General features: G+C 73.8%; 10 protein-coding genes. 4 read left to right on the top strand and 6 right to left on the bottom strand.

Annotation, left to right across the window (positions count from 1 at the left end; translation table 11 throughout):
• Positions 1-3 precede the first annotated feature (3 nt).
• Positions 4-1233 (bottom strand): response regulator, encoded by a 1230-nt coding sequence (locus NRO40_RS02995; RefSeq protein WP_058940395.1) that lies wholly within the window; start codon positions 1231-1233, stop codon positions 4-6.
• Between the two features lie 129 nt (positions 1234-1362).
• Between NRO40_RS02995 and NRO40_RS03000 the strand changes: the two genes are divergently transcribed.
• Positions 1363-2508: a DegT/DnrJ/EryC1/StrS family aminotransferase gene (locus NRO40_RS03000; protein ID WP_198549248.1), complete on the top strand. Its 1146-nt coding sequence runs from the start codon at positions 1363-1365 to the stop codon at positions 2506-2508.
• 130 nt (positions 2509-2638) lie between these two features.
• On the opposite strand, the gene NRO40_RS03005 is transcribed toward NRO40_RS03000, so the two are convergent.
• Positions 2639-3619, bottom strand: a complete 981-nt coding sequence (locus NRO40_RS03005; RefSeq protein WP_058940396.1) for a dihydrodipicolinate synthase family protein — start codon at positions 3617-3619, stop codon at positions 2639-2641.
• Positions 3620-3707: 88 nt separating this feature from the next.
• Between NRO40_RS03005 and NRO40_RS03010 the strand changes: the two genes are divergently transcribed.
• Positions 3708-4694 carry an LLM class flavin-dependent oxidoreductase gene (locus tag NRO40_RS03010; RefSeq protein ID WP_058940397.1) on the top strand — a complete coding sequence of 329 codons (987 nt, stop codon included), beginning with the start codon at positions 3708-3710 and terminating at the stop codon, positions 4692-4694.
• 3 nt (positions 4695-4697) lie between these two features.
• On the opposite strand, the gene NRO40_RS03015 is transcribed toward NRO40_RS03010, so the two are convergent.
• The 4 genes from NRO40_RS03015 to NRO40_RS03030 all read right to left on the bottom strand — a co-directional run bounded on the left by NRO40_RS03015 (position 4698) and on the right by NRO40_RS03030 (position 9843).
• Positions 4698-5501, bottom strand: coding sequence for a carbohydrate ABC transporter permease (locus NRO40_RS03015; protein WP_058940398.1), 804 nt, complete (start codon positions 5499-5501; stop codon positions 4698-4700).
• Complete coding sequence (locus NRO40_RS03020; RefSeq protein ID WP_058940399.1) at positions 5501-6457, bottom strand: carbohydrate ABC transporter permease; 957 nt, start codon at positions 6455-6457, stop codon at positions 5501-5503. Before NRO40_RS03020 ends, NRO40_RS03015 begins: the two co-directional genes overlap by 1 nt.
• Entirely contained in the window at positions 6454-7713 is a 1260-nt protein-coding gene (locus NRO40_RS03025; RefSeq protein ID WP_058940400.1) for an ABC transporter substrate-binding protein, read from the bottom strand. Before NRO40_RS03025 ends, NRO40_RS03020 begins: the two co-directional genes overlap by 4 nt.
• A gap of 102 nt (positions 7714-7815) precedes the next feature.
• Complete coding sequence (locus NRO40_RS03030; protein WP_058940401.1) at positions 7816-9843, bottom strand: ligand-binding sensor domain-containing protein; 2028 nt, start codon at positions 9841-9843, stop codon at positions 7816-7818.
• A 704-nt stretch (positions 9844-10547) separates the two neighbouring features.
• On the opposite strand from NRO40_RS03030, the gene NRO40_RS03035 reads away from it, so the two are divergent.
• A complete protein-coding gene (locus tag NRO40_RS03035; RefSeq protein ID WP_058940402.1) occupies positions 10548-11051 on the top strand; it encodes an Lrp/AsnC family transcriptional regulator in 504 nt (167 codons plus the stop codon).
• Positions 11048-11737 carry an HAD family hydrolase gene (locus NRO40_RS03040; protein ID WP_058940403.1) on the top strand — a complete coding sequence of 230 codons (690 nt, stop codon included), beginning with the start codon at positions 11048-11050 and terminating at the stop codon, positions 11735-11737. The genes NRO40_RS03035 and NRO40_RS03040 overlap by 4 nt, the downstream gene beginning before the upstream one ends.
• Positions 11738-11756: the final 19 nt, after the last annotated feature.

Genomic DNA, 11756 nt, shown 5'->3' on the forward strand with positions numbered 1-11756 from the left:
CCCCTAGATACTGACGCGGTAGACCGTGGGCGGCCTGCCCGTCCTGCCCTCCTGCAGGCTGCCGACGGGGACGGCCACGCCCGCCCTCTCCAGCCGCTTGAGGATGCGCCGTGCGGTGCGCTGCTGGACGGCGAGGTGCTCGGCGACGCGGTGGGCGGTGATGCCCGGCTCGGCCCCGGCGGCGACGAGTTCCCGCAGCCGCTCCAGCGTCCGCGGGTCGAGCCCGACGCGCCGGGCCAGCAGCCCGGTGCTCTCGGATGCCCCGGCCGGGGCGTCGTCCCCGGCCTCGTGGACGATGACGATGTCGACGTCGTCCTTCATGCAGACGACCCCGGCGACCGGGCCGACCGAGCGGGCCCGGTTCACCGCCCGCCGGGCCAGTGCCTCCGCCTCCGCGGCGGTGCGGCCCAGGCCGAACCCGACGTGGGCGGCGCCGTGCCGGGCGGCCAGCCCGTCGAGGAACGGCAGTCGGGTGAACTGGTCCGTGGCCTTCTCCAGCGCACCGCGCGTGGTCACCGCGAGGCGGCTGCCGTCGGGCAGCCCGGCGAGGCTGGCGCCCAGGACGGCGAGGTCGGCGGCGAGGTCGTCGTCGCCCGCCGGCAGGTCCACGATCCCCAGCGCCACCTGCGCGTCGTCGCTGTGCGCGCCGGCCGTGGCGAGCACGAGGGCCTGGAGGGTGGCGCGTATGGAGTGCCGCGACGGTGCGAGCCGCACCGTGTGGACACGGTGCTCCAACTGGTGGAAGGCCGATCCGAGGCAGGTGAGGGCGACCGTCGCGCCGTGCCGGTCGTGCGCGGCGAGGTGGAAGTCGACCAGGTCCGCCGAGGTGAGGCCGGGCCGGTACGGCAGGACGCGGACGTGCTCCGTGGGCAGCTTCGCCTCGATGAGCGTCTCGGTCACGTCGGCCCGGCCGAGCGTGTCGATGGAGATCCGCGACACGTCGTGCCCCAGCCGGAGCAGCTCGACGAGCGCCCGCAGCAGGGTGGCGCCGCTGTACGGCACGTACATGGCGGGCCGGTCGACCAGCCCGGCGCGGGCGGCGAGCGTGTGCGGGACCACGCCGGTGAAGAGGAGGGCGTCCGCGCTGCCGGCCCCGTCGCGCACGACGTCGCAGGTCTCGTCCTCGTGCCGGTACGGCAGGGCCCGCAACCGGGCGGCCCCGTTGTCCGCGGCGACCGCGACGACCCGGTCCACCAGGTCCTCGGGCCCTATCACGCCGACCGTGAGCGCCATCGGCCGGTCTCCGTTCCTCTTCCGCAGTCGTGCGGGGGTGCTTTCCGTGGGGTTGTTGACGCCCGTCCGTGGGGGTCCTAATTTCGGCCCAGACCACAACGGCGTCTCTGGCGGAAGGATAGTGACCCGATGCCCGAACGGGAAATCCCCTTGCCCACGGTGCTCGACCCGCGCGGCAGGACCATCGGCGCCGAGGAGCGGGAGGCGGTGCTGCGGGTCCTGGACTCCGGGGTGCTGTGCAGCGCGTTCGGTCAGGAGGCGAGGTCGCTGGAGGCGGAGATGGCCCGGCTGTACGGGCGTTCCCACGCCGTGGCGTGCTCCTCCGGCACGGCGGCCCTGCACCTGGCGATGGTGGCGTGCGGGGTGGGACCGGGCGACGAGGTGGTGACGACGCCCATCTCCGACTTCGGCACGGTCGCCCCCGTCCTCGCGCTGGGGGCCCGTCCGGTCTTCGCGGACGTGCTCGCGGGGGACGGCAACCTCGACCCGGACGCGGTCCGGGCGGCGATCACGCCGCGCACCAAGGCGGTCGTCGCCGTCCACCTCTTCGGCGGCGCCGCGGACGTCCGGCGGTTGCGGGAGGTCTGCGACCGGCACGGCCTGCCACTGGTGGAGGACTGCGCGCAGGCGTGGCTGGCGGAGGACGGCGCGGGGCGGCTGCTCGGCACCGTCGGCGACGTCGCCTGCTTCAGCCTGCAGCAGTTCAAGCACATCACCACCGGCGACGGCGGTCTGGTGACGGCGGACGACCCGGGGCTCGCCCGCCGGATGCGGCTGTTCATGGACAAGGGCTGGGACCGCTCCGAGGGCCGCGTCCACCGGGAGACGGGGCTCAACTACCGCATGCCGGAGCTGGTCGCGGCCGTGGGGCGGGCGCAGCTCGCCAAGGTGGCCGACGTCGTCCGGGCGCGCCGCGAGAGCGCCGGCCGGCTGGTCGCGGCGCTCGACGGGCTGGAGGGGGTGGCCCTCGCCGGCCGGCCGGCGGGGCACGCGTGGTGGATGGTCCCGCTGCTGGTCGAGGACAACGCCCGCTGGGCCGAGGCCCTGGGCGACGAGGGCGTGCCGGCCCTGCCCGGCTACCTGGAGCGCCCGTTGTACGCGAATCCGGCCGTGCCCGGTGGCGAGCGGGGGCTGTGTCCGCGCGCCGAGGAGCTGATCGACCGGACGCTGCTGGCGCTGCCGTGGACCGAGGGGTACACGGAGGCACACGTGGACCGGATCGCCCGCGCCCTGCACCGGGTGCACGCGCTGCACCACGGGGCCGCGCCCGTGTGAGCGCCGGCGCGGGGGCGTCCGGCGGGACGGACGGCACACGACCCGCCGGTGCCCGGCGCCACCCGCCCGGCGCCCCTGCCGCACGCGGGCACGCACGGCGCCCGGACCCGGCGCGCCGGACACCCCCCGATCAGACCGCGGCACCCTCGTCCGCCGTGGCGAGCGCTTCCAGGCAGGCGACGACGGCGTGCCGCTCGGCGTCCGGGAGCGGCGGCCCGTACGGGTCGTGCGCCGCCTCCTCCGGGATGATCCCCTCCCACACGGCCGCCCACATCATCCGCCGTACGTACCCCTCGATGGGGGCGAGGAACGTCGCCTCGGCGAACCGGTCGAGCCGGTCCGACGCGCGCAGGAACGCACCCGCGTCACCGGCCGACCACGCGTCGAGGACGGCCGCGGTGAGCCCCACCCGCGCGGCGGCGATGCCGACGAGGGCCGTGTCCGCGCCCCACATCAGGGACGGGCCGAACATGCGGTCCTCGCCGGTCACGACCAGCCGTCCGCTCCCCTGCGCCGCGCGGACGGCGTCCTGGCAGTCCACGGCCCGGTCCAGCGTGGCGATCTTGATGCCGGTCGTGGAGGGCAGCGCGAGCAGGCGCCGGACCAGTTCCGGCGGGTACGCGTAGCCGCCGGCGCCGGCGTGGAGGAAGAAGCCGAGCACGGGCAGGCCGCTCTCCGCGGCGACCCGCTCGTGCAGCGCCACGGCGCGATCCACCCCGTCGGGCAGCCCGTCGTAGCGGGCCATCGGGTACACCATCACGGCGTCGGCGCCCAGGCCGGCCGCCTCCACCGCCATGGCCACCGTGGCGTCCTCGGCGGTCGGCAGGGTGGCCGCGCGCTCCGACCGGGGCACGCCCGCGCCCGCGACGACCGGCACGTCCAGGACGTCGCGCCACACCGTCATGACGTGGCGCCGGTCGGTGGGGGCGAGGTACAGCCCTCGCCCGGTGTGCGCCCAGACGGCGACGCCGCCGACCCGCTCGGCGGCGATCCGTTCGGCGTAACGGCGCAGCGCGCGCAGGTCGACGCTCCCGGCGGTGTCCATCGGGGTGAGGACCGCGGGCAGGACGGTGCCCCGCAGCCGGGCGGTGAGTTCCTCGGTCGCGGACATGAGCGGCCCCTTGTCTGACGGTCTGTCGCCACGGTGCGCGTTCACGCTAGCCTTTACGGCCCGGACCGTAAAGGAAGGAACCGGTGCCATGCGCCTCGGTCTCTACGTCAACCTGTACGCCGACAAGACCGACCGGCCGCGGCTCGCCGACGCCGTGGAGCAGGTGCGGCTGGCCGAGCAGGCCGGGTTCTCCTGGGTGGTGCTCGGCGAGCGGCACCTGCACCGCCCCGGCTACCACGAGGCGGTCACGACGCTGGCCTACCTGGCGGCGCACACCGAGCGGATCGGCCTCGCCACGGCCGGGCTGATCGCCCCCGTCTACCACCCGGTGTGGCTGGCGGAGACGCTCGCCCACGTCGACGTGCTCTCGGGCGGGCGCCTGACGGCGGGTTTCGTGCTCGGGTACCGGCCGGAGGAGTTCGCCCTGTACGGCACGGCGCCGCGGGAGCGGGTGCCGCGGTTCGAGGAGTGCCTGGAGCTGCTGACGCGGCTGTGGACCGAGGACGAGGTGAGCCACGAGGGCCGCTTCACCTCCCTGGACGGGGCGTTCCTCGCGCCCCGGCCGGTGCAGAGCCCGCGGCCGCGGATCTGGAACGGCGGCCGGGTCTCGGCGTCCCTGGAGCGCACGGCGCGGATGTGCGACGGCTGGACGACGTCGTTCAACGAGCTGGACGCCGAACTGCCGGAGAAGATCGCCGAGTACCTCGCGTACCCGCGGGGCGCCGCGAGCCTGGGGGCGGAGGTCATCGTCTGCCGCGAGGGCTACTGCGCCCCCACGACCCGGCTGGCGCGAGCGGCCCTGGAGGACCCGCTGCGCTCGCTGTACGACGCGTACGGCGACTGGAAGCGCACGTCGGCGGACGCGGCGCGGTACGCGCAGGAGTGGGACGACATCGCGGCCCGGTCGGTGATCGGTTCGCCGGAGGAGTGCGCGGACCGGCTGGGCCACTACGCCGCGATGGGCGCGGACGGCGTGGTGCTGCGCGTCCAGCCGCCGGGCATGCCGCAGGCCGACGCGCTGCGGGCGATCGAGGCGTACGGCACGGACGTCCTGCCCGGGCTGCGCCCGGCGTGACCGTCAGGACTTGAGGCCGGTCGTCGCGATCGAGTCGGTCAGGTAGCGCTGGAGGAGCCCGAAGACCAGCAGGCACGGCAGGACGGTGATGGTCGCCCCGGCCATGATCTGGTTGACCGCGACGTTCTCGCCCTCCAGCGTCGCCAGGCCGACGGTGAGCGTGCGCATGTGCGAGGACTGACCGATGACGAGCGGCCACAGGAAGTCGTTCCAGTGCCACAGGAAGACGAAGACGCCGAGCGTGGCCAGGACCGGGGTGATCAGCGGGATCACGACCGTCGTGTAGATCCGCCACTCGGACGCGCCGTCGATCTTCGCGGCCTCGAACAGCTCGTCGGGCAGCTGCCGGATGAACTGGCGCATCAGGAAGACCGCCTGCGAGTTGGCGAGGGTCGGCACGATCAGGCCCCAGTACGTGTCGACGCCGCCGAGCCGCGAGACGAGGACGAAGTACGGGATGAGCGTGGCCTGGAACGGCACCATCAGCGTCGCGAGGAACGACCAGAAGAGCAGCTCGCGGCCGGGGAAGCGCTTCTTGGCGAAGGCGTAGCCGGCCATCGATGAGAAGAGCAGGATCAGGACCACCGACACCAGCGAGTACACCAGGGAGTTGACGGCCCAGCGGGTGATGTCGGCGCCGGAGAGCACCGCGGAGAAGTTCTCCCAGGTGGCGCGGGTCAGGTCGAAGGCGCCCGGCAGGGTGCGGCCGCCCGCGGGGGCGAAGGCGACCAGCACCATCACCACGAACGGCGTCATCGTCACCAGCGCCACCAGGACCAGCAGGGCCGGCAGTCGCAGTCTCGCCATCAGTCGTCCCGTCCGATCAGCCGGCGCTGGATCAGGGAGAACACCAGGACCACCAGGAAGAGGACCAGTCCCAGCGCGCTCGCGTAGCCGAAGTCGAAGAACTTGAAGCCGGTGTCGTACAGCAGGTAGACGAGGGAGTAGCTGGCGCGCACCGGTCCGCCGGCCGTCATCACGTACATCGCGTCGAACACCTGGAACGCCCCGATCGCCTCGATGACGAGGACGAAGAAGAGCACGGGGCGCAGCAGCGGCAGCGTCACCCAGCGCAGCCGCTGCCAACCGGTGGCTCCGTCGATGACGGCGGCCTCGGTGACCTCGCGCGGGATGGACTGGAGCCCGGCGAGGAGGATGAGCATCGAGTAGCCGAAGCCCTTCCACGCGGACGTGACGGCGATGGCCGGCAGCACCAGCCGCTCGTCGCCGAGGAAGTCGAAGGGGCCGAGGGACAGGACGCCGAGGGCGGCGTTGAGCAGGCCGTCCTCCACGTCGTAGATCCACTTCCAGATCACGGCGGCCAGCACGATGCTCGTGACGTACGGCAGGAAGAACACCCCGCGGAAGAAGCCGCGCAGCCAGACGGCGCGGTGTAGGAGCAGGGCGGTGCCGAGGGAGAGGCACACCGTCAGCGGCACGAAGACCAGGGTGTACAGGGCGGTGACGCCGAGGCTGGCCCAGAAGAGGTCGTCCTCCAGGAGGCGGGCGTAGTTCTCGACGCCGATGAACCGCCAGTCGCCGCTGAGCCGGTAGTCGGTCAGGGAGAGGAAGGCCGCGCCGAGGGTGGGGCCGAACCGGAAGACGAGGAACAGCAGCAGCATCGGCGCCACGAACAGCAGACCGACGCGCGCCTCGCGCCGGCGCACCGGCCTCGGCGGCCGGCCTGCCGGGCGGGGCGGGTCGGGTACGGCGACGGGCTCCGGTGTCGGCGCGGCCAGCTCGCCGGTCGTGCTCGCCGTCAACGCTGCCGCGCCAGCAGGTCGTCGGCCTGGCCGGCTGCGGCGTCCAGGGCCTCCTTCGGACTCTTGCGACCGGTGAGGGCGGCCTGGATCTCCGGGGCGATCAGCGACATCAGCTGGCGGGCGACGGGGCTGGGCTCGCCGGGATAGGCGAACGGCAGCGCCTCCTGGAACTCCTTGGCGTGCGGGGCGTCGCTCGGGACCGTGACGTCCGTGCGCGGGGAGAGGAAGCCGCTCGCCTTGCCGAGGCTCTGGATCTGCTCGGGCTGCGCCATGAAGGCGAGGAACTTCTCGGCGCCCGCCACGTTGTCGGAGCGGGCGTTGACGCCGAGGCCGCCGGGGACGCCGAAGCCGACCTGCTTCACGTTGCTCAGCGGCTTGCCGACGACGACGTTCCCGGGGCCCCAGGTCGTGGCGGCCAGTTCGGCGTCGGCGAGGGTGTTGGTGAAGCCCATGGCCACCTGCTGCTTGCCGAGCGGGTGGTCGGCGAAGATGTTGGTGTTGGTGAGCGCCGACTTGGGCACGGCCCCCTCCTCGTAGAGGTCCGTGAGGAAGGTGAGGGCGGCGACGCCCTCGGGGCCGTTGAAGGCCGCCTTCCGGCCGTCCTTGGAGAAGACCTTCCCGCCGGCCTGCCACAGCAGCGGGTAGAAGTTGAGGTTGAGCGTCGCCTCGTTGCTCGCCGAGTAGTCGAGCGTCGCCATACCGGCCCGCTTCAGCTTGGGGGCCGCGGCCTTGATCTCGTCCCAGGTGGCGGGGGGCTTGGTGATGCCCGCGCGCTCCAGCAGCCGCTTGTTGTAGAGCGTGCTGGTGACGGTGTGGTAGATGGGCACCGCGAACAGCTTGCCGTCGTGGGAGAGGGCGGTGAGGGCGTTGGGGAGGAACTCCTGCTTGACGGACGCGACGGCCGGATCGACCGGGCGGAGGGCGCCGTTGGCGACGTACTGGGGGACCTGGTCGGGGTTGAGGAGCACGACGTCGGGGCCCTTGCCGCTGCCGAAGGCGGTGGCGAGCTTCTCGTCGCGGTTCTCCCAGGGCTGTTCCTCGATGGTGACGGTGGTGCCGGGCGTCGCCGCCTCGAAGTCCTTCTCGACCTGCGCCCAGTAGGCGGAGTTGGCCTTCGGGTCCGCGATCACGGGGTACATCCAGACGGTGACGTCCTTCGCTCCGGAACCGTCGTCGCCGCTGCCGCACCCGGCCAGCAGTGACACCGCCGCGACGAGGGCGAGCGGGGTGGTGGCGCGCTTGGGGCGTCTGGTCATGTGGGGCCTCCGCTGGGCCTGGGGTGGGCACGCGAGCCCGGTCACTTTCGGTCTGGGCCGAAAGTAACCGGGCCAATTCGGGCTGTCAATGGGCTCGCGGGCTCATCGGCGCACGTCGACCGTGTACAGCTCGGGTCCTCGGCTGAAGTACAGGAATCCTTCGTGGGCGGCGAGTCGGCGGTGCGGGAAGTTGACCAGCAGCTGCGGGTCGCGGTTGGGGAACAGCGGGTCGACCCGGAAGATCAGCGCGCCGTCGACGGAGACGTACAGCTTGCGGCGGCTGATGACTATCGAGCCGTCGTTGTTGCGGGTGCCGAGCTCCAGGCGGCGGACGACCTCCCCCGTCCCGGGGTGCAGGGCGAAGAGCGAGTGGCCGGTGAGCGCCCACACCGCGCCCCCGGCCACGGCGACCGCGCTCACGGCTCCTATCCCCTGTACGAGCTCCCGCTCCCAGAGCTTCTCGCCCCGCTCGACGTGCCAGGCGAAGGCCGCCCCGGCGGTCCGCGTCGGCGGGGTGGTGCCCAGGCCGCCGAAGATGGACGCGCCGCCGTAGACCACGCCGTACTCGGCCGCGAGGCTGATGATGGACATGTCGCGCACGACGTTGCGGGTGAACGTCCAGTCACCGGTGGCCTTGTCGTACAGGGCGAGTCCGCCGCCGAGGCGGTTGCCGTCGGGGACGGTGCCCACCGCGACCTTCTGGCCGACGTCGGCGAGGCAGCGGGCCCGCGACTGGAGCTCCGGCTTCAGGGTGACGACGACCTCGGGGTTCGGCGGCGTCCCGGGCGGGCCCTCCGGCGAGTACTCGGGGCTGTTCCACGGCTTGTCGGGGCGGTAGCGGAAGAGCCGTGCGTCGGGGTACTGCCCGATCCACACCGTCCCCTCCGCGTCGCGCAGGATGGCCTCGATCTGGCCGAAGCGGTGGAAGGAGGGCGCGCCGGTCCGGGTGTCGACGGCGGCGAAGCCTCCGTTGAGGAAGCCGCCCGCGTAGAGGGTGCGGCGGCCGCCGGCCTCCAGGGCCTGGATGTCGATCGGCTCCTTGCGGACCTTCGTCCCGAGGATGGCGTGGGCGCCGGTGGTGGGGTTGTAGCGGAACATGTCGCCCCGCCACAGGGTGCCGACGACGCTCCGGCCGGGGTAGTCGGCCAGGCCGAGCTCGGCCCAGCCGAACGAGCGCGCGTTCTGCACCTTGCCGGTGAAGTGCAGCCCGGTGCCGGTGTTCGCGCCCGTGGCCGGGTCGTAGCGGCGCAGCTCGCCGCGCTGGATGAAGTAGACGGCGCCGTCCTCGCCCGGCGGGCAGACGCTCAGGCCGTGGACCTCCGGGATGGGCGCCGACCAGGTGCGGGCCGCGAGGTCGAAGACGTACAGGGGGTTCGGCGCGTCGGAGCCGATGCGCGCGTAGAGCCGGCCGTCGTAGGCGTCGAGGTCGTAGACGGGCTTGCCGCTGATCGTGTCGAGGCCGGGCGGCGTGGGCAGCTGGGTGAAGGCGCCGGTCGCCGGGTCGAGCTCGGCGATGTGCGCCGCGGCGTACGAGCCGCTGTACACCTTCCCGCCGGAGCAGGCGATGCTGCGGACGTACGTCTGGCCCGGGACGGCCTGGCCGAAGTCGGTGAAGGCGCGGGTGGCGGGGTCGAAGCGGAACACCTTGCCGCCGGGGAACGTACCGCCCCAGACCTTGCCGGCGGCGTCGGTGGCGAGGGCCCAGATGAACGTCTGCCCCGGCGCCGGGAGGCCCAGGTCCTCGGCGACCTCGCCGGACTCCGGCGACCAGCGGTACAGGTGGGCGTTCCCGTAGGTGCCCGCGTACACGCCACTGGGCGCTTCGGTCACCGACCAGGCGCCGTCACCGCCGGTCAGCGGGGCACTGACGAGGAGGTCACCGGTGGTGGGGTCGAGGGCGTTGAGACGGGCGGGTTTGCCCGTCGAGGCGCTCCAGAGGGCCTGCTTCCCGGTCGGGCCGGGGGCGACGGTGCCGCCGAGCAGCAGGACGTCGGAGAGCGGAACTCCGATCAGCTGGGGATCACGCATGAAGTGGCTCCCGGCCTCGGCGTGTGCTTCGGGAGAGGGGGGCAGGAGGGTGGCGGAGATAACTGCGGTCGAGCCGGCGAGGAACGCGCGTCGCGTCGCCACAGACGGAACACCTCCCGGAAGGAGAGAGTTACGGCACTAGCCGAAAGTGATACGCCGCAGCTCATGGGCCGTCAACGGTACTCGTCACGCTGACGGTGCTCCGGTGCGACACACGGTCACCTCCCGCGCGTCAGCCGGAGGAGCGACACCGTGGTCACAGGGTGTGCGGGACCCTCCCGACCGGGGTTGTGGCGAGTTTCGGCCAACTCGTCGGCCATGGCTGGAGAAACGATCCTGCAGCCGCTGCGGGGTGGCGGGTGGGCGTGGTCGGAGGGGCCGCGCGACGGTGCGTCCCGGGCGGTAGGGCGGCGGTCGGGGCGGTCCGGGCGGCGGGCGGTTCCGGGCGGCCGGGCGGCGGGAGGTGATCCCGCTCCGGGCGGCAGGCGGTTCCGGTCGGGCGGGCGGCGGGCAGGACGGGCGGCGGGCGGTGATCCCCCTCCGGGCGGCCGGGCGCTCCGGGCGGCGGGCGGCGGGCAGGACGGGCGGCGGGCGGTGATCCCCCTCCGGGCGGCCGGGCGCTCCGGGTGGCGGGCGGTCCGGGCGGTCGGGTGGCCCGGACGTACGTACCGCGGCTCTCGCCCGCCGGTCCCGCACCGGTCGCCGCCCGCCCCCGCCCCCGCCCCCTGGCACGGCCGGAGGGGGTGCCGGTGGGCCGTTGGTACAGTCGAGGTCAGGGCCTCCGGCCGCGAGGAGGGTGAGGGACCATGCCGGTCGACGAACTGGACACGCGGATCCTCCGGCTGCTGATCGAGCAGCCGCGCACCAGCGTGCGGGAGTACGCGCGGATCCTCGGCATCGCGCGCGGCACCCTGCAGGCCCGGCTCGACCGCCTGGAGCGGGAGGGCGTGATCACCGGCACGGGGCCCTTCCTCTCCCCCGCCGCGCTCGGCCACCCGGTGCTCGCCTTCGTCCACGTCGAGGTGACGCAGGGCCACCTGGAGGAGGTGGGCGACGCGCTCGCCGCCGTACCGGAGATCGTCGAGGCGTTCTCCATCACCGGCGGCGGGGACCTGCTGACCCGAGTGGTGGCCCGGGACAACGGCCATCTGGAGGACGTCATCCAACGCCTGATCCAGCTGCCGGGCGTGGTGCGGACGCGGACCGAGGTGGCGCTGCGCGAACGCGTGCCGTTCCGGCTGCTGCCGCTGGTGGAGGCGGTGGGCCGGGCCTCCGATGCGACCCGCGCGGCGGGCGGGCGGGCCCGGTGACCGCCGTCCTCTTCGACCTCGACGGCACGCTCGTCGACAGCGAACCGAACTACTTCGAGGCCGGGCGCAGGACGCTGGCGCGGCACGGCGTGACGGACTTCGACTGGGAGCGCCACACGGACTTCATCGGCATCGGGACGCGCGAGACCCTGGCGGTGCTGCGGGCCCAGTACGCGATCGCCGCGCCGCTGGAAGAGCTCCTCGCCTCCAAGAACGGCCACTACCTGGACCTGGCGCGGGCGGGGACCCGGGCCTTCCCCGGCATGCGGCGGTTCGTGGAGCGGCTGCACGCCGAGGGGGTGCCGATGGCGGTCGCGTCCGGCTCCTCCCGGACGGCGATCGGCGCCGTGCTGGCCGGTACGGGCCTCGCCGGGTACTTCCCCGTGCTCGTCTCGGCCGAGGAGGTCCCGCGCGGCAAGCCTGAGCCCGACGTCTTCCTGGAGGCCGCCCGCCGACTGGGCGCCGACCCGGCCGACTGCGTCGTCGTGGAGGACGCCCCGCCGGGCGCGGCCGCCGCGCACGCCGCGGGCATGCGGTGCGTCGCCGTGCCGTACGTACCGGCGACGGCCGACGACCCGGCGTTCCTGCGGGCGGGCCTGCTCTTCCCCGCCGGCCAGGACGCCTTCGACCCGGCCGCGGCCTACGCCTACGTCACGGGGCGGGGGGACACCGGGTCGCCGGCGTGACGCCGGGCCCGGCCCCGGC

The sequence above is a fragment of the Streptomyces changanensis genome, from assembly GCF_024600715.1.
Taxonomy (GTDB): domain Bacteria; phylum Actinomycetota; class Actinomycetes; order Streptomycetales; family Streptomycetaceae; genus Streptomyces; species Streptomyces changanensis.

Excerpts from the sequence above, each read along its gene's own strand:
- NRO40_RS02995 (WP_058940395.1), bottom strand. The coding sequence starts at position 1,233 with ATGGCGCTCACGGTCGGCGTGATAGGGCCCGAGGACCTGGTGGACCGG.
- NRO40_RS03000 (WP_198549248.1), top strand. The coding sequence starts at position 1,363 with ATGCCCGAACGGGAAATCCCCTTGCCCACGGTGCTCGACCCGCGCGGC.
- NRO40_RS03005 (WP_058940396.1), bottom strand. The coding sequence starts at position 3,619 with ATGTCCGCGACCGAGGAACTCACCGCCCGGCTGCGGGGCACCGTCCTG.
- NRO40_RS03010 (WP_058940397.1), top strand. The coding sequence starts at position 3,708 with ATGCGCCTCGGTCTCTACGTCAACCTGTACGCCGACAAGACCGACCGG.
- NRO40_RS03015 (WP_058940398.1), bottom strand. The coding sequence starts at position 5,501 with ATGGCGAGACTGCGACTGCCGGCCCTGCTGGTCCTGGTGGCGCTGGTG.
- NRO40_RS03025 (WP_058940400.1), bottom strand. The coding sequence starts at position 7,713 with ATGACCAGACGCCCCAAGCGCGCCACCACCCCGCTCGCCCTCGTCGCG.
- NRO40_RS03035 (WP_058940402.1), top strand. The coding sequence starts at position 10,548 with ATGCCGGTCGACGAACTGGACACGCGGATCCTCCGGCTGCTGATCGAG.